The sequence below is a fragment of the Lysinibacillus sp. FN11 genome (assembly GCF_024628845.1).
GTDB lineage: Bacteria > Bacillota > Bacilli > Bacillales_A > Planococcaceae > Lysinibacillus > Lysinibacillus capsici.
The window spans coordinates 3,776,593-3,795,301 of the sequence record NZ_CP102383.1; the positions used below are offsets into that span (position 1 = coordinate 3,776,593).

15 protein-coding genes and 1 rRNA gene are annotated in these 18,709 nt (G+C 38.3%); 9 read left to right on the plus strand and 7 right to left on the minus strand.

From position 1 onward, the window contains the following. The first annotated feature begins 9 nt into the window (after positions 1–9). Positions 10–1,998, plus strand: a complete 1,989-nt coding sequence (locus tag NP781_RS19910) for an ABC transporter ATP-binding protein (protein ID WP_221683026.1) — start codon at positions 10–12, stop codon at positions 1,996–1,998. Beyond that, positions 1,995–2,357 carry a DUF3899 domain-containing protein gene (locus NP781_RS19915; protein ID WP_009374130.1) on the plus strand — a complete coding sequence of 121 codons (363 nt, stop codon included), beginning with the start codon at positions 1,995–1,997 and terminating at the stop codon, positions 2,355–2,357. Before NP781_RS19910 ends, NP781_RS19915 begins: the two co-directional genes overlap by 4 nt. A gap of 512 nt (positions 2,358–2,869) precedes the next feature. On the opposite strand, the gene NP781_RS19920 is transcribed toward NP781_RS19915, so the two are convergent. Continuing rightward, positions 2,870–4,552 carry a peptide ABC transporter substrate-binding protein gene (locus NP781_RS19920; protein ID WP_221683027.1) on the minus strand — a complete coding sequence of 561 codons (1,683 nt, stop codon included), beginning with the start codon at positions 4,550–4,552 and terminating at the stop codon, positions 2,870–2,872. A 138-nt stretch (positions 4,553–4,690) separates the two neighbouring features. On the opposite strand from NP781_RS19920, the gene NP781_RS19925 reads away from it, so the two are divergent. Both NP781_RS19925 and rpoN read left to right on the plus strand, forming a co-directional pair. Beyond that, positions 4,691–5,755, plus strand: coding sequence for a M24 family metallopeptidase (locus NP781_RS19925; protein WP_257520665.1), 1,065 nt, complete (start codon positions 4,691–4,693; stop codon positions 5,753–5,755). Between the two features lie 246 nt (positions 5,756–6,001). Beyond that, entirely contained in the window at positions 6,002–7,288 is a 1,287-nt protein-coding gene (gene rpoN, locus NP781_RS19930; protein ID WP_221683029.1) for an RNA polymerase factor sigma-54, read from the plus strand. A gap of 67 nt (positions 7,289–7,355) precedes the next feature. On the opposite strand, the gene NP781_RS19935 is transcribed toward rpoN, so the two are convergent. From NP781_RS19935 to NP781_RS19955, 5 genes are read right to left on the minus strand one after another with little or no spacing between them, the layout of a single operon-like run. Beyond that, positions 7,356–8,840 (minus strand): aldehyde dehydrogenase family protein, encoded by a 1,485-nt coding sequence (locus NP781_RS19935; RefSeq protein WP_221683030.1) that lies wholly within the window; start codon positions 8,838–8,840, stop codon positions 7,356–7,358. Between the two features lie 17 nt (positions 8,841–8,857). Next, positions 8,858–9,760, minus strand: coding sequence for a 4-hydroxy-tetrahydrodipicolinate synthase (gene dapA, locus NP781_RS19940; RefSeq protein WP_202342876.1), 903 nt, complete (start codon positions 9,758–9,760; stop codon positions 8,858–8,860). A 26-nt stretch (positions 9,761–9,786) separates the two neighbouring features. Next, a complete protein-coding gene (locus tag NP781_RS19945) occupies positions 9,787–10,659 on the minus strand; it encodes a proline racemase family protein (RefSeq protein ID WP_221683031.1) in 873 nt (290 codons plus the stop codon). Between the two features lie 12 nt (positions 10,660–10,671). After that, positions 10,672–11,691 carry a proline racemase family protein gene (locus NP781_RS19950; protein WP_004224302.1) on the minus strand — a complete coding sequence of 340 codons (1,020 nt, stop codon included), beginning with the start codon at positions 11,689–11,691 and terminating at the stop codon, positions 10,672–10,674. Next, positions 11,688–12,869, minus strand: coding sequence for an NAD(P)/FAD-dependent oxidoreductase (locus NP781_RS19955; RefSeq protein ID WP_004224299.1), 1,182 nt, complete (start codon positions 12,867–12,869; stop codon positions 11,688–11,690). Before NP781_RS19955 ends, NP781_RS19950 begins: the two co-directional genes overlap by 4 nt. A 175-nt stretch (positions 12,870–13,044) precedes the next feature. Between NP781_RS19955 and NP781_RS19960 the strand changes: the two genes are divergently transcribed. The 5 genes from NP781_RS19960 (at position 13,045) to NP781_RS19980 (ending at position 18,438) form a co-directional block, all read left to right on the plus strand. Further along, positions 13,045–14,736 (plus strand): sigma-54 interaction domain-containing protein, encoded by a 1,692-nt coding sequence (locus NP781_RS19960; RefSeq protein WP_373880558.1) that lies wholly within the window; start codon positions 13,045–13,047, stop codon positions 14,734–14,736. Between the two features lie 150 nt (positions 14,737–14,886). After that, the gene (locus NP781_RS19965; protein ID WP_004224294.1) at positions 14,887–15,156 is read left to right on the plus strand and encodes a (2Fe-2S)-binding protein; all 270 of its coding nucleotides are present in this window, start codon (positions 14,887–14,889) and stop codon (positions 15,154–15,156) included. Further along, entirely contained in the window at positions 15,153–15,494 is a 342-nt protein-coding gene (locus tag NP781_RS19970; protein ID WP_221683032.1) for a (2Fe-2S)-binding protein, read from the plus strand. The genes NP781_RS19965 and NP781_RS19970 overlap by 4 nt, the downstream gene beginning before the upstream one ends. Continuing rightward, positions 15,484–16,701: an NAD(P)/FAD-dependent oxidoreductase gene (locus NP781_RS19975; protein WP_221683033.1), complete on the plus strand. Its 1,218-nt coding sequence runs from the start codon at positions 15,484–15,486 to the stop codon at positions 16,699–16,701. The genes NP781_RS19970 and NP781_RS19975 overlap by 11 nt, the downstream gene beginning before the upstream one ends. A 282-nt stretch (positions 16,702–16,983) precedes the next feature. Continuing rightward, positions 16,984–18,438 (plus strand): alanine/glycine:cation symporter family protein, encoded by a 1,455-nt coding sequence (locus tag NP781_RS19980; protein ID WP_216486224.1) that lies wholly within the window; start codon positions 16,984–16,986, stop codon positions 18,436–18,438. Positions 18,439–18,482: 44 nt separating this feature from the next. On the opposite strand, the gene rrf is transcribed toward NP781_RS19980, so the two are convergent. Then, positions 18,483–18,598, minus strand: a 5S ribosomal RNA gene (gene rrf, locus NP781_RS19985). Positions 18,599–18,709: the final 111 nt, after the last annotated feature.

Genomic DNA, 18,709 nt, shown 5'->3' on the forward strand with positions numbered 1-18,709 from the left:
GTGTTCACAATGAAAACCATTTTAGAAGTCAAAAATCTTAGCGTTTCCTTCAACACGTATAGTGGCGAAGTACAGGCTGTACGCAATGTTTCGTTTGACTTATATGAAGGCGAAACATTAGCAATCGTTGGCGAATCAGGGTCAGGGAAGTCCGTTACTTCGAAAAGCCTATTACGCTTAAATCCTCGTGAAACAACAATGATTAAAAATGGCCAAATCTTATATCATAACAAAAACATTTTAGATTACAGTGAACAGCAAATGCGTGGGCTTCGCGGGGCTGAAATCTCAATGATTTTCCAAGATCCTATGACTGCATTAAACCCTACGATGACGATTGGCAGTCAAATTGCAGAAAGCATTAAAAAACATACGTCTTTACGTGGCAAGCAAATAATAGAGCGGGTCATTGAATTATTACAACTCGTTGGCATTAAAGAAGCAGATAAACGCTATAAGCAATACCCACATCAATTTTCAGGTGGCATGCGTCAACGAATTGTCATTGCAATGGCACTTGCTTGTGAGCCGCGCATTATTATTGCAGATGAACCGACTACAGCATTGGATGTTTCGATTCAAGCCCAAATATTAGAATTGCTTAAAAACATCCAAAAAAAGATGAATCTCTCGATAATATTTATTACCCATGATTTAGGGGTTGTCGCAAAAATGGCTGACCGTGTTGCCGTGATGTATGCAGGTAAAATTATAGAAATTGGCTTAGCCGATGAAATTTTTTACCACTGTCAACATCCTTATACACAAGGGCTACTCGCTGCGATGCCGAATCCAGATATCGATGCGGAATCATTATATGCCATTCCAGGGACACCGCCTAACCTATTGCAACCACCTGTGGGAGATGCCTTTGCGGCTCGCAATAAGCAGGCACTTAAAATTGACTTTCTAGAAGAACCACCTATGTTTAAAGTAAGCGATACGCATTATGCTGCAACTTGGCTATTGCACAAGCAGGCACCTACAATGATACCTGTTCATCAACAGCTAGCGCAGGAAAAGCAAAAAGAACGTGAGGAGACACCTCTATTTGATACAAACCATCCGTTTTTATCCTTAAAGGAAGTGAAGCAATATTTTAAATTAGGGAAAAATACAATTAACAAAGCGATAGATGGTATTACTTTTGATATTTATAAAGGGGAAATTTTCGGTTTAGTTGGCGAATCCGGCTGCGGCAAATCTACTACGGGACGCTCTATTATCGGACTCAATACGATAACAGATGGCACCATCCAAATTGATGGGCAATCCATTTATGATGCACAGACAAAACAAGAGAAGCTTGCCTTTCATCGCAAAGTACAAATGATTTTCCAAGACCCTTATTCTTCTCTGAATCCACGGATGAAAATAGCAGACATTATTGCGGAAGGTCTTGCAATTCATGGCGTACCGAAAAGTGAATGGAAAACAAACATTTATGAGCTTTTAGACATTGTAGGCTTAACCAAGGAATATGCGAATCGTTATCCACATGAACTAAGTGGTGGACAACGTCAGCGCATTGGTATTGCACGTGCGCTTGCTGTAGAGCCGAAATTAATTATTGCCGATGAACCAATTTCTGCATTGGACGTGTCGATTCAAGCGCAAATCGTTAATTTGCTAAAAAAGCTCCAGAAGGAACGAGGGTTAACGTATTTATTTATTGCACACGATTTGTCGATGGTAAAATATATAAGCAATCGTATCGGGGTCATGCATCGAGGTAAAATTGTTGAGTTAGCGGAAAGTCAGGAACTTTATGACCACCCTATCCATCCTTATACAAAATCATTATTATCGGCTATTCCTCTGCCTGATCCTAAACTAGAGCGTGAACGACAAAGGATTATTTTTGATGAAACCAAATACAACGCCAATGATCGAGCAAATGAAAAGTTTATAGAAGTCCGTCCAGGTCATTTTGTCATGCTTACGGAGGATGAATTAATGCAATATCACCAAACAAATGCTAAAGGTATATTGCAATGAAGTTATCTAAGGTGATGCTGGTGACTGTTTGCATTTTTTTATGTTCCTTGTGTTATTCGTTATTATCAAGCCACACTGTCGCACTACTAACAATGATTAACTACACGTTTATGTTATCGCTTGCTTGTACAATTGTTGGAGGCTCGTTATTTGTTGTGCAAGGTGGTTTTTTCAATGGCATTGGTTATAGCTTTAAACGTTTTTTTGCTCGCGTTTCAAAAAATGGAGCGTACGCTTATGAATTAGATGGTAATCTGGAATTTATCCAAGCACCTACATATTCCTTTACTTATCCTCTTCTACTAGCTGGAACGCTCGGTTGTCTTATCACAACGATTTTATCTGTTGTGTTGTATTGAAAAACCAAAATGATTTCCCATTATACGGAAAAGCATGAGACTGTAGAGATAAAGGATAGATCTTCACTACAACAAGTCCTACCACTACTTTCGTGGTGGGGCTTACCTCGTCATATTCATTAATTGCGCTTTAGGATGCTGTGTAGAAATCTCCATAATGGACATTCATGTGATAGAAAAAGTGTTAGATTGACTGCCATCAATCTAACACTTTTTTTGCTGCGCCGTTGTTGTCCGCTTCGGCGGTGCTTTCCGCAGGCACACACGTAAGCCGCAACCCTCGCTTACGCGCAGGTTTGTTGCGTCTTACGCTGTGTGCGTTCCCGCAGGAGTCACCGCCTCCGCTACCAACAACTAGTTTTTTCTTCTAATTTATTATTCATTGCAAAAGAAAGATCAGTTCATATTTTATGCATGTTCCTTAGTGAAAATTTATCAATACCAATGTACCGCTATTTAAGATTTTAAGCTTATGTCCCAGCCACTTTCCCTTTTATCCCTAATTCGTTTTTTTACTTATCGATTTCAACCCATTTGTAGCTAATATCCGCTGAGAATGGATGTTCATATAAATTTTTCACATAAGGCTTCTTTAAACGACTTACACCTTTTTGGAATGTTGGAGCAAATGCCACATCTTCCATCATCAGCTTTTCAGCTTGTTGCATTAATTGCCAACGCTCCTTAATATCAGCAGTCGTTTTTGCTTGCTTAATTAACGCGTCCACTTCTGCATTTTTATAATGGGATTGGTTATAGTAAGCAGTTGATTCAAATAAATCAATATATGTCATCGGATCTTGAAAGTCCGGACCCCAGCCACCATAGTCTAAATCGTAGTCAACTGCGCCTTCTAATGCTAGTTTTTGTTTATTCGGCTGCATATTAATCGTTAGCTCTAAGCCAGCAAGATTGGTTTCTAATTGGTTTTTAATAAATTCAGCTGCTTTTTTTGATTCTGCTCGGTCATATGTTAAAAATTCTAGAGTTACTTTATCAACTCCTAGTTCTTGTAAACCAGTAGCCCACGCTTTTTTCGCCGCTTCAATATCTGTTTTATTCATATCACCATTCGCTTCGCGGAAATCAACGCCATTCTCATCCGTTGATAACCCTTGAGGGACTAAGTAGTAAGCAGGAATAGAACCGTCCTGTAAAATGACATCCGCAAATCCTTGTTTATCCCAAGCCATATCAATCGCTTTACGAATGTTTTTATTCCCTAAAAACTTGTTTTCATGATTCATACGAATAAAATACGTATTTGGTTTTAAAAATGTTGAATATTCTGGGCTATCTTTGTATTGCGCTACATACTCACTTGATAACTCAGTCGTATCAATTTCCCCTGCCTCATATAAGTTAACTGCTGTAGCAGTATCTTTTACAATTTTTTGCGTTATTTTCGTTAGCTTAACAACATCTTTGTCCCAATAGTTTTCATTTTTTGCAAAAGTCCATCCTTGTCCGTGCTGCCAAGACTCCATAATAAATGGACCATTATAAATCATGTTTGCTGCTTCTAACGCGTATTGATCACCTTGCGCCTCTGTAAATTCTTCATTTAACGGGAAAAATGGCGCGTAAGTTGTTAAGCTTAAAAAATATGGAATTGGTGCATTTAGTTGCACTTCAAGCGTAAAATCATTTAGCGCTTTTATGCCGATTTTATCTACCTTACCAAACAGTGGATCTCCTTCTGTTTGCACATTTGCAGCATTTTTAATATCGAGCATTAAATAAGAATAAATTGCTTGTGTTTCAGGATTAATTGCTCTTTTCCAAGCGTAGACAAAGTCATGCGCCGTAACCGGAGTGCCATTGCTCCACAGTGCGTCTTCACGTAACTTGAACGTATACACCGTACCATCTTCTGATACTTCATATGACGCTGCCATACCTGGCACAGGCGTATTCTCTGGTCCAATGCGATATAACCCCTCAAATACTGAATTCATCGCCGTTACAGCGAGTGCATCTACACTTCCTAAAGAACTCATCGTCGTTAAATCTCCGCCTGCAACTAAATGAAGTTCTTGTGTAACAGCAGACTCTCCCCCATCAGTAGCTTCTTTGTCCGTGCTATTTCCCCCAGTTGAGCTACCGGCTGAATTGTCTTCTTTACCATAGCAGCCCACTAATACAACGAGCATAAGACCTAACAATACAACGAGCCATTTCGTCTTTTTAGCCATACTCAAAACCCCTTTGATTTTATTGCACGATGGATACCGTACTGATTAACTAATATGCAATAATCATGCCGATACTTTTCTAGACTTATAAAACTGGCATAGAATTTGCAATATATTCTAGAAAGGGGGAATTACAGCATGTCACAACTACAAAAAGTACGAGGAGCATTACAAAAACAACAAACAGAGGCGCTTATCATCACAAACGATCAAAACCGTCGTTATTTAACTGGATTTACAGGGAGTGCTGGTACAGTAGTGATTACACCAACAAAGTCAATGTTACTTGTGGATTTTCGTTATACCGAACAGGCAACGAAACAAAGCCGTGCTTTTGAGGTACGTCAAATAGAACGCGCACATTTATATGAAACGATTCAAGAGATTTTCGATGCCGAATCTATCCAAACAGTTGGATTTGAACAACAGCATGTGAGTTACTATACGTATCAATTAATGGCTAGTAAACTAACAGCTACATTAAAACCGCTATCAAATATTGTGGAAGATTTGCGAATGATTAAAACACCTAAGGAAATAGAACTAATAAAAAAAGCAGCGTGGATTTCAGACGAAGCGTTCCAACATATTTTAACATTTATTAAACCTGGTGTTTCAGAGATTGACATTGCCAATGAATTAGAAGCGCATATGCGTAAAAATGGTGCTACTGGGGCTGCATTCGATATGATTATCGCTTCTGGTAAGCGCTCCGCCCTACCACATGGTGTTGCAACTGACAAAATCGTAGAACAAGGCGATATGCTAACACTCGACTTTGGTGCTTATTATCAAGGTTATCGTTCAGATATGACGCGAACAATCGCTGTAGGTGAGCCACCAGAAAAATTAAAAGAAATCTATCAAATCGTATACAACTCATTGCAGCATGCGCTCATGCATATGAAAGCTGGTATAACAGGGAAAGAAGCAGATAGTTATAGCCGCGACTTTATTACAAGCAAAGGTTATGGGGAACATTATGGACACGGTTCTGGGCATGGGATTGGCTTAGATATTCACGAAAATATTTTTATGTCTACTGTTTGCGAAGATCTGCTAGAAGAGAATATGGTACTTACAGTGGAACCTGGTATTTATATAGCCGATTTAGGTGGTGTCCGAATAGAAGATGATGTCATTATCACAAAAGATGGCATTGAAATCATTACGCACTCACCAAAGGAGCTTATTATTTTATAAGCGCTTCATACTGTGAGAAGAATATTTCTATATTTTATACACTTAGTGTCGGCATGTTTAGATTTTAGACACATTCGTCGCATCTTTTGCTAACAGCAATTTTTAAGTAATTACATGTACATTACATTAGATATGTCAAAGTTTCTAGTCACCGGCTGATAAGAAATACTACCGACACGCTATTTTAATTATGAACATCATTTTCTATCGTTTTCTGGTAATTAAATAGAGAATCGAGGTTTTATTATGCATCTATCAATGAAACAAACACAAGATTTGAATTTAGTGATGACCGTGCAACTTCGCCAAGCCATTGAATTGCTACAGTATTCTACTCAAGAACTAGAGCAGTTTATCCGTGAACAAGAATTGATGAATCCATTAATAGCATTGACTGAGCCAACAGTCCCAGAACGTATGCCTACTTCAAAAACTATAACTGGTCAAACAAACATGGTAGATACTTTATCTACATATGAACAAAATATTCGCGATGAGTTATTTGAACAAGTGAAGTTAACATTCTCTAAAGACACAGATATAAAATTACTTAAACATATTATTTATCATTTAGATGACAACGGTTACTATGAACCACCTATTGTGCCTATTTATAAGGAGCATGAAATTCATAAAGGTATTCACTTATTACAAACAATTGGACCTCTTGGTGTTGGGGCACGCAGTTTACAAGAGTGTTTACTGTTACAAACAATTTATCGTCATGATAGTCCAAAACATACTGATGAAGTGATTGCCAATCATTTAGAAGCATTTGCAAATAAAAAATGGCAACAAATCGCGAATGAGTTACATATCTCGCTTTGCGATATGCAAGCCATTTATCAATTTATTCTAACTTTACAGCCTAAACTAAGTTCACTGTTCCATCAAGAAGCCATTCAACACAATACGCCGGACATTATTGTACAAGTTAAGGATAATGTTATTACATTTTCTTTAAATGACTTTTATTTGCCTAAACTTAAACTTCACCCTGACTACGTTCCATATATTACGAGCAATTCTTCTGACAAGGGTTATTTTAAAAAGCATTTATCAGATTATCAATGGCTCGTTAACAGTATTGAACAACGGCGCCTTACCATTATCAAAATTATGACGGCTCTTATTGACAAGCAAAAAGCCTTTTTTACACATGGCTTTGCTGCTTTACAGCCTCTCACATTGCGTGAAGTTGCTGAGCAAATTGGTGTACATGAATCAACCGTTAGTCGTGTTACAACAAATAAATATGTTCAAACACCATATGGTACGTATGAGCTTCGGGATTTATTTACTTCAAAATTACAAACAACTACAGGTGACAGCGTGTCCCAAGTAAAGGTGAAATCACTGCTGACTGACTATATTAAGAACGAAAATAAAAATAAACCGTTGTCAGATCAAAAAATTGCTAACTATTTCAAAATGAGTCATGGTATCGAAATTTCACGTCGTACGATTACAAAATATCGTGAGGAGATGAATATCCCATCATCTTCACGACGCAAGGAAATTCAATTTAGTTAAGCATTTGAAAGGAGCTATCGCATTGTCGATAGCTCCTTTCCTGTCTATTTTAAGGGGGGTTACACATTCAATTTTGTTTCATATTAACAAAGACGCTTTTTATTTCTGTATAGTTGGACAGGCCGTATTCGCCACCCATTTCGCGACCTATACCTGATTGCTTATAGCCACCAAACGGCATTGTTTCCCATTCTAAACCAAAATCATTGATCCATACGGTTCCTGCTTGTAGTTTACTAGAGATATAGTGAGCTTTTTTCACATTTTCCGTCCAGATACTTGCAGCTAATCCATACTTACTATCATTTGCACGTGCAATGACTTCTTCTATTGTTTCAAACGAAAAGATGGACATGACTGGCCCAAAAATTTCTTCTCGGGCAATTGTCATATGATCTTGTACATCTGCAAATACAGTAGGTTGCACAAAGTAACCTTTGTTAAATGCACGCCCACCACCTGCTACAAGCCGTGCACCTTCTGCTTTTCCTTTTTCGATAAAACCAAGTACTGTATTCAATTGTTTTTGCGAAACGAGTGGACCCATTTCTGTCTGTGGATCTAATCCAGGTCCTAGTTTTACTTCTTGTGCATTCTCAGCAAGCTTTTCCACGAATTGATTGTACAAACTACTGTGCACAAATACACGAGTACAAGCGCTACAGTTTTGACCATGATTATACATTGTTCCTGCAAATGTACCTTCGATTGCAGTTTCAATATCTGCATCTGCCAACACAATTGCTGGCGATTTACCACCGAGTTCTAACGTCACACTTTTCACATCATCTGCTGCTTTTTTCATAACATGAATACCTGTTTTTGTTGAGCCAGTAAATGCAACCTTTGCGACACCTTTATGTGTGACAATGGCCTCTCCTGCCTCTCCTGTTCCAGGAACAATGTTCACAACACCATCAGGCAAACCGGCTTGTTTCATTAATTTCCCTACATATAATAATGACAACGGTGTTTCCGCTGCTGGTTTAATCACAACGGTACAACCAACTGCTAATGCAGCGCCTAATTTCCATGCAGCCATGGCAAGCGGGAAATTCCACGGAATAATTTGTCCAACAACACCTACCGGCTCATGAACCGTATAGTTTAAATAATTTTTAGATACTTGTACATTTTGCCCTGTTATTTTTGTTGCCCAACCTGCATAATAACGGAAATGTTGCACAGTACCATCTACATCATCAGCTAATGCTGTTTCGTAAGGCTTCCCATTATCTAATGATTCTAACTGTGCTAATTCCTCACGGTGTTCCTCTATTAAATCCGCAAATTTATAAATAATACGTGAACGTTCAGCTGCCTCCATGAAAGACCACTCACCGTCAAATGCTTTTTGTGCTGCTAACACTGCGACGTTGATATCTTCAGCTTGTGCCTCACTTACAGTTGCAATGACTTCTTCATTCGCTGGATTTAAAACGTCAAAGCTTTTACCTGATTGAGATGCCACGTATTCACCGTTAATGTATAACCCAATCGGTGATTGTAAAAATTCTAGTACTTTTGGTTTCAGCGTTAATAAAGCCTCCATATTTGACACCCCTTTTGTTAATGAAGTTCAGTAACCAACACATCTAAGTCAGCCAAAATAGCTTTTAATTGCGCATCTTCTTCTGCCGTCAGTGGCAAACGTGGTAAACGGCATGGTCCACCTGCCCAACCTTTTAGTTCCATTGCACGTTTAGCAATTTGTACATATTTACCTGAGCCTTCTAAAAACGCACATAATGGTAAAAGTCGATCGTAAATGGACCACGCCTTTTCTAGATTACCCTCTTGTACATTGTTGTATAGTTCAGTTACAAGTTCAGGCACGATGTTCCCTGATACAGAAATCCAACCGACCGCACCGACAAGGAATGATTCAATTGCTAAATCTTCTGATCCACAAAATACTTTAATATCGTCTTGTCCTTGGCGTACAATATCACGTGCTTTGCCGATACTACCACTCGATTCTTTGATATGTGTGATGTTTGGTACTTCTCTGCCTACTTTTAATATCGTGTCCAAACCAATATCCACACCTGATGTGAACGGATTGTTATAAATCATAATTGGAAAGCTAACCGATTCTGCTACTGTTTTAAAGTGTAAATATATTTCCTCGTCTTTCGGATGTGCATAATAGGAGTTAATAAGTAATGCAGCGTCTGCTCCAGCCTGTTCAGCTTGTTGTGTATAGGCAACAGCATCCGCTGTAGTCTCTGCAGCTGTCCCTACGATTAACGTAATACGACCTTTAATTTGATCGACTGCTACTTCTACCGCTTTCATACGTTCTTCTTTTGACAAACTTACAAATTCCCCTGTACTACCGTTAATTGCAATGCCTGTTACACCTGCTTCAATAAAATGTTCAATATTTTGACGGAAACCATCCCAATCAATGTCTGTTTGATTTAACATCGGCGTTACTAATACTGGAAATACACCTTCTAATTTTTTCATCATTCTTTCCTCCTCAGTTTTAGTTATTACACAATGATGAATCCTTGTTGTAATGGATCTTCGCTATCTACTACAAATTGATGGATTCCTGTGATATATCCTTTTAATGCAATTTCGTAGCCAACTTCATGTTTTCGTGTCAACTCGATACTGCTGCCGAAAATACTATTATTTATTTGAACTGCTTGATCGCCTAATATAGCAGTTAAAGCTAATGTACTATCAACACTTGGCGAACGTAAAATATAGCCATCTCGTTCAAATGTTACTGAACGTACCATACTGTCTAATTTTTCATACACAATTACACCATCAGCATCATGATATTTGGCACTTTCAGTTATTCCCCAAGTGCTAATATAAGCTAATTCATCTAGCACGAGTGCCTTTATATGATGCGGTTTTTCCATCACAATATAGTGTCGTTCATCGTCCACTACAACTCGCTCACCGGCTATCCTTGCTGGCTTCACTGTCAAATGAACTGACAGTACTTCGTCTTTTGATTCCGAAAGTTTTACATATACTTGGTGGATACCTTTTACCGTTTCAATCGAATAGATGTTGTCGTCTGATAATTCAATTGTGCCGCATTCTAGTAATGCCGTTGTCGTTGCTACAAGTGCCTCATACTTATAATCTGTCGATGCCGCATGTTGAAAAAATAATAACCGAAATGAAGCAACGGCAGATGGCAATATTACGCAGCCATGCATACCACGATGTCCTCGTGGCTCATTTAATAAAAGGTTTTTCGTATTTTCAAATTGTGTATTTAATGCAGTAGCCGCTTCTGCTATTTGTTCTTGATAAATGGCAATAGGTGATTGCACCACTATACGAAAGGCTTCCCCCACTACTTGTGTATCAATTGTTTGAAAAGATTTGTTATAGTTCATCTATATCCTCCTTTAGTGATCCATCGGTGGAATCATTAAATAGCCTTCTTTTAATGGATCTTGCTCATTGTAAAAGAATTTATGCATGCCCATTACCCATGCAGACCCTGTTACTTCAGGGATAACGGCCACCCCATCACCTACTGTTACTTCCTCTAGTACACGTGCTGTAAATAATGTTCCTACGATACTTTCATAAACAAATGGTTCATTGACTGCCAGCTCATTTTTCGTATAAAGCGTAGCAATTTTAGCTGACGTTCCTGTACCACATGGTGACCGGTCTATCCCACCTGGTGGTACAACGACTGTATTTTTTAAATGTGCTAATTCATTGGTAGCATCCGTATAAAACTCCATATGTGTGAGTCCCTCAATAAATGAAAACTCAGGATGGACAATCTTTTCTTTGGCATTGACAGCATTTCGGAGACGAATACCTGTATTAATGATTGCTGTCGCATTTTCTACTGATAAATCAAGACCTATTTTACGAGCATCGACAATACCATAAAAATTGCCCCCATAGGCTATTTCACATTCAACTGTCCCTAGCTCTGGATCCTCAATATCCACTTTTTTTAATAGAAATGAAGGTACATTTTTAAATGTCACTTCTTTCGCAATTCCTTCTTCTACTTTAATTTGTACATCGATTAAACCTGCTGGCGTGTCTAATGTAATATTTGTATACGGTGTTTGAATGTCTATTAATTTTGCTTCGACAAGTGCTGTACATACACCAATCGTATCGTGTCCACACATTGGTAAGTAGCCACCCGTTTCGATATAAATAACACCAAGATCGGCATCTGGATGGCAAGGGTCAGTAATAATCGCACCTGACATAACACTATGGCCGCGGGGTTCGTTCATCAAAAACTTGCGTATCCAGTCGTAATGTTTTTGCATATATAACATTTTGTCTGACATCGTTTCCCCTTTTAGTTTCGGCATACCACTAATAAGTGACCTTGTTGGATTGCCCCCTGTATGGGTATCAATTGTGGTAAATAGCTTTTGGAATTTCATGTGTGAAGTACTCCCTTCTGAAATCGATTCATATTAACTGGCTCCGTCGGAATACACGTATTTTTATGTTGCAGCAATTCTTGCACGAGTTTTCCTGTAACGGCAGCTAAGCTTATACCGTCCCCTTCATGACCTGCCGCTATATAGAAGCCAGGTACTTGCTCTACTTCACAAATAATTGGTAAATGATCCTCCGTCCATGGTCTTAACCCACAATATGTACGAATAATCGACATATCGGCGATTTTCGGATAAAAGCGCATAGCACGCCTTGCAATCATTTTGACAACATCATGATTGACTTTTGTATCAAACCCAACAAATTGACGACTACTCCCGATTAAAAAATTTTGTGCTTCGGTTGGTTCAAAAACTAATGCCACACCGTATTTTTCAATATCCGCATCCACCATCCGCTCTCCACCAAATTTAGAAATTAAATAGCCAAATTCCATCACTTTGCGAAGACCTACTGGCTCTTGACGAGACGCCACAATAAGGTGTCCTTTACGCGGCTGTATTGGAATATCGATGCCTAACATCTGGCCAATGCTTGGAGCCCAAATACCACAAGCATTAATTACTTTGTTAGCCGTCATCGTCTCCACATTTGTATCGATTAAAAATGTGCCATCTGACTGCTTCTTAATCATTCTGACTTCGGTATGTTTTCTTATGTTTGCGCCTAATTTTTCTGCTGAATGGAACATGGAAAACGTCAGCATATACGGATTCACTGTTGAGTCGGTTTTACACTCAAGCCCACCATATAAATCGTCTGCAAAAAACTTTGATTCATTTCTTAAATCTGCGCGGTCTAACATTTTAAAATCTAGACCCGCTTGTTTTTGCCGTGTCACCCATTGCTGTGCAGCTTCCATTTCTACTTCACTTTCACAAACAAGAATACTTCCTGGGTTACGGTATTCAAATTTAATTTCCAAGTCTTTATCTAAGTCATGTACTAATTGTTGGCTTACTAATGACATTTGGCTATCAAAGCCCGGGTCCTTATCAATGGCTAAAATATTGCCATCACAACGAGAAGATGTACCACTCGCTAATTCATTTTTTTCGAGTACCGTTATTTCAAGTCCCGCCTTTGCACAATAATAAGCAATTGCCGCTCCAATAATGCCTCCGCCAATAATAACGATATCATGATGAGATGTCCCCAAGGTTCTCCCCCCTTTTTTAACTAGCACTTAACATTGTGCAAAAACTATGCCAATCTAAACATCTGAAATTTGTTTGATTAAGAAGCCACTATATGTCAAAATAAATTTTAATATTCTAAAAAATTTGACACACGGTTACGAAGGGGGACTTACATTGCATCCATACCATTTAATTATGAATAAAATGCTAAAACGAAATTTCGCTTTTATCCCTATAGAAGAAGTCATTACTAAAATGAATAATGATAAAATACAGTATTTTGTTATTGAAAATGACAAACCTTATGCCGTTAAAAGAGGCAAACGAAAAAGTGATATTAACTATATCGCCTGTCAAATTGTTCGTATGGATTGTCCGCTCAAAACAGCGCTTGATTATTTAGAGGAATATGAGTATTTACTTGTGCGTGACGAAGAAAAAAAATATATAGGTTATTTATGGAAAGAATCCTTAATGCATGATCTTGCCTATGAATTAGAGTGTACTAACGCTTACTTAAACACTATTTTAGAAACCATTAATGAATCATGTACTGTCATTGATGGTAATCAAAACGTCATTTATTGGACAAAAGGTGCCGAAAGTATTTTTTCTGTATCTGGCAATCATATTATTGGACAACCTATCACGAATTTCTTTAAAGAAGACCAACTTGAAATATTACATACATTACAGCATGGGAAATCCGTTTATCAGCAACAACATTTTCCTCGTGAAGATCTTGTCGTGATGATTAATTCAAATCCTGTTATGTTAAATGATAAAACGATTGGCGCAGTGGTGGCAGAGACAGATATTACGCATGTAAAAAAATTAAACGAGGAGCTCCATATTACATCGGAAAAATTACTGAATTTAGAGAAACAGATGAATACGAATGGCTTAGCGTATGATCCTTTTACATTAATCCGTGGCAATAGCCCACAGCTTAAAAATGTGCTTGAAAAAGTAAAAAAAGTCGCTGAAACAGAAGCCAATATTTTAATATATGGTGAAAGCGGGGTCGGCAAAGAGCTTTTCGCTCGAGCCGTCCATGCCATTCGAGAAAAACCTGAAGCGCCCTTTGTAGCAATCAACTGTGGGGCCATTCCAAGTGGCTTATTTGAAAGTGAGATTTTCGGTTATGAAAAAGGGGCCTTTTCTGGTGCCCATCAAAAAGGAAAAAAGGGGAAAGTTGAGTTAGCACGTGGCGGCACCTTGTTTCTAGATGAAATTGGGGAAATGCCTTTAGACATGCAAGTGAAAATTTTGCGATTGCTACAAGAAAAAACATTTTATGCTGTCGGTGGCACAAAAGAAATGGATGTTGATTTTAATTTAGTTGCTGCTACGAATAGGGACTTAAAACAATTAGTAGCAGAAGGAAAATTTAGAGAAGATTTATATTATCGTTTAAATGTTGTAAATTTCACTGTTCCCCCATTACGAGAGCGTGCATCAGATATTTTAGAAATTAGTAACTATTTTTTATATGAAAAATCGATTAAATACAACCGCCCTATTCAAGGAATTCCTCCTGAGATTGTCAATATTCTATTACACTATCAGTGGCCAGGAAATGTACGTGAACTTAGTAATGTTATAGAACGGCTCGTTGTTTTTTCAAATGAGGGAGCCATTCATGTAGAAGATTTACCAGCCGATATTTTGGCGGCTGTTCCTAAAGCAGAACTACTAGAGGTACCAAAAGACTTACCACATAGCAATGGCACCCAATTAAGTGAACAGCTTGAACATTATGAGCGAGAAATTATTTTGCAACAACTGACTTCTGTGAATGGCAATAAAAAGATGTGTGCAAAAAAATTAGGCATTACACGCGCCACTTTATACAACCGATTAAAAAGGCTAAATATAGATGTCTAATTTTTTTAAACTGTCCATTTTTTATACACGTATTGTTTGATACTTTATACATTCGTTGGATGCTGATTAAAATAATAAAAGAAATTATCTGGCATAGTTTTTGCAGTAACTATATATGTAAATAAAAATTGCGTATTAGGGGTGTAGGCTATGCAAAATAAAACTATGATGGTATGTCGTTGTGAAGAAGTTAGCTTCGATGAACTAGTCAAAACAGCATCTGAATATAATTGTTCTGCACGAGAACTAAAATTACGTACGCGTGCGGGAATGGGCTACTGTGGTGGTCGTACTTGTCGTACAATGGTAGACCAAATCGCACATATCTATCAGCCAAGAAGCAATAATGACATATCATTAAAATACCAAGCGCCCATTCGTCCGGTGCGTTTTGCGGATTTAGGGGAGGTTAAATCATGACAGAACGTATTATGAGTCATCCTATTTTGGGAGATCTGCCACACAAGGAAAAAGTATCTTTTACTTTTGATGATCAATTATACGAAGCATATAAAGGCGAATCATTAGCAGCTGCATTACTTTCCCAAGATATCCGCACATTACGCGTGCATGAGGAAACCGGTCATCCACGTGGTATTTATTGTAATATTGGTCATTGCTTTGAATGCCGTGTAAATATCAACGGCTTAGATGGAGAACGTGCATGTATTACGCCAGTCACTGAAGGTATGGTTGTAAAGAGTGGCAAAGTACTTCCAACGACGGTACGTGATTGGAGGAAACATCATGGGAAATAAAGTAATTATTATCGGTGCTGGTCCTGCTGGTCTTTCTGCAGCTATTACTTTGGCTGAAAAAAATATTGGCGTTGTTGTTATAGATGAGTACCTTTATGCAGGCGGACGTTTACTTGGACAACTTTACGAAGAAAGCCCAAATAAATGGTGGAATGGCATAGTAGAATCCGAACGATTATTAGCTCGTGCTAAAGAATTGAATGTCGAGTTTTCTTTACAAACGTCAGTTTCAGATTTAGAAAAAATAGATCAAGATTGGGTACTCCATACGAATAAAGGTGTTTTCCATACAAAGCAGTTGCTCTTAGCTACAGGTGCCGCTGAATCACCGTTCCCTATTCCAGGATGGACGTTGCCTGGTGTGATGTCTGTAGGGGCTGCGCAAGTCATGACAAATGTGCATCGGGTAAAGCCCGGCAAGCGCGGCGTTATTATTGGTGTTAATGTGCTTTCTTCTGCAATTGCTATGGAGTTGCAAATCGCTGACGTGCAAGTGGCAGCTATCACATTACCTGCAGCCAATTTATTAACAATTAATAGTAGTAATCCATTAGAGGTAATGAATTCTTTATTGCATGTTTCTCATATGGCCCCTTCTCCACTTATAAAAATTGGTAGTAAGTTTATGAAAAATGAATTCCTAAAGAAACTTGGGATTACATTCTATCCTAAAGATGGGGTTAGAATGTGGGGGATTCCAATTATGTTGCGAAAAGCTGTTATTGAAATTGTGGGTAAAGACCAAGTTGAAGGTGTTGTTCTTGCAACAGTCAATATAGATGGTTCTATTGTTCCAGGCAGTGAGAAACGCATTGATGTAGATTTTGTTTGTATCGCAGGAGGATTATATCCGTTAGCAGAATTGGCCTCTTTAGCAGGTTGCCCCTTCCATTATATTGAACAATTAGGCGGATTCGTCCCTCTACATAATGAACAAATGGAGACGAACTTAACAGGCTTACATGTTGCGGGCAATATTACAGGAATTGAAGGCGCAAAAGTAGCATTCGCACAAGGAAAAGTTGCTGCCCTCACTATTGCATCCAAGTTAGGTGCTAGCGTTACGCAACTAGACATTCAACAAGCAATTGAAGATGTAGAAACAACAAGGGCTAATGCCCATATCCAATTCCATCCGGAAGTTTTAGTAGGTCGTCAAAAAATGAAGGAAATATGGTCACAAACTTTGTCACATACGCTAAGTTAATTATGTCCATTTTTTTAGACAAAAGTAAAAAAGTGTATACAGTTTTTAAATCAATTGTTCCTATAAAAAATCTTTCTCTAGCTTTTTAAGAGAAAGATTTTTTATTTTTTTATAGCCTTAACCCATTCGTTTCGTTGTCGAAAAAACATGAAGCTCAATTATTGGCATAAAAAATGCATTATCCATTAGTAGAAATAAAAGTTGAAAGGAGGGTTTCTATAGAACGATAGAGGAAGAAACAAGGATGTGGGCTGTGAAATGATTCTTTAAGGGGGAGAATAAATGGAAGCAATCGTAAATACTTTAGTTGATTACATTTGGGGAAATGCACTCGTTTACTTAGCATTAGGTGTAGGCTTATATTTCACTGTTATTACAAAAGCTGTTCAATTTCGTTATATTCCTGAGATGATACGGTTATTGCGTCAACGAGGGGAAACGAACGAAGGCATCTCTTCTTTTCAAGCTTTCTGTATGGCGTTGTCTGGACGTGTCGGGGTTGGTAATATTGCTGGGGTGGCAACTGCTATTGCTGCTGGGGGACCCGGTGCAGTATTTTGGATGGGAGTTATGGCCTTCCTCGGTGGAGCAAGTGCATTCATCGAATCAACTTTAGCACAAGTATACAAAGAAAAGGCGGATAATCAATATCGTGGTGGATCTCCCTATTATATTGAAAAAGGGTTAAAATTAAAAGGATTTGCCATCTTTGTAGCAATCGTAATTTGTATTTCGTATGGAATTTTAGTGCCAGGGATTCAAGCAAACACAATAGCTGCTTCATTTGATACAGCATTTCATTTTCCACCATTTGTAACAGGTATAATTATTGTTGTACTTTTAGCATTAATCATTTTTGGTGGCATTAAGCGGATTGCACGAGTAGCAGATAAAGTTGTCCCAATTATGGCGCTTGCTTATGTTCTATTAACAATCATTATTTTAGGAGCTAATTTAAGTGAAATTCCTGGAATGCTTAAATTAATCGTTACAAGCGCATTTGGTACAAATGAAATATTCGGAGGTATCGTTGGAGCGGCTATTGCCTGGGGTGTAAGACGTTCAGTATTTTCAAATGTGGCTGGTGCAGGTGAAGCAACATTCAGTTCAGCTGCCGCTGAAGTAACACACCCAGCTAAACAAGGTTTAGTCCAAGGTTTCTCGATTTATATTGATACGATAATCGTTTGCACAGCAACGGCTTTAATGATTTTAATAACAGGTATGTATAATGTAACACCTCCTGGCGCTACAACACCGCTTGTAGAGAACGTTCCAGGCCTTGTTGCAGGTACTGCTTATACGCAAGCCGCTGTATCTACTGTATTTCATAATCTTGGAAGTAGTTTTGTAGCCATTGCCATTTTCCTTTTTGCCTTTACAACTTTAATGGCATACTATTATATAGCAGAAACGACAATTGTATATCTAGATAAGAAATTACAATATCCAATATTAAAATTCGTTTTAAAAATAGTTTTTTTAATAGTCGTTTACATCGGAAGCATTCAATCTGTGAGCCTTATGTGGGGATTGGGGGATATTGGATTCGGAAGTATGAGCTATTTAAACTTTATTGTAATCGTTTTATTATCAAAACCTGCTATTAAAGTTTTGCGTGATTATGATCGTCAAAAGAAGGCAGGCCTGGATCCTATTTTCGATCCACGTGAGGTTGGCATTGAAAACGCCGATTTTTGGATTGCATACAGTGATAGATTTAAAAAGAAGAAATAAGTATGAAATAAAAAACAGTCAGCACTCAGCTGACTGTTTTTGTTGCCTAGCGACGTCCTACTCTCACAGGGGGAAGCCCCCAACTACCATCGGCGCTAAAGAGCTTAACTTCCGTGTTCGGTATGGGAACGGGTGTGACCTCTTTGCCATCATCACTAGACTTATTCGACCTCCAATACACGGCGTATTACTGCGTCAGCTGCTCTCGTTCAATCAGTCACGTACAAAAGTACGCTCCTTCAATCACTCGTTTGCTTCCTTGTACTACTTG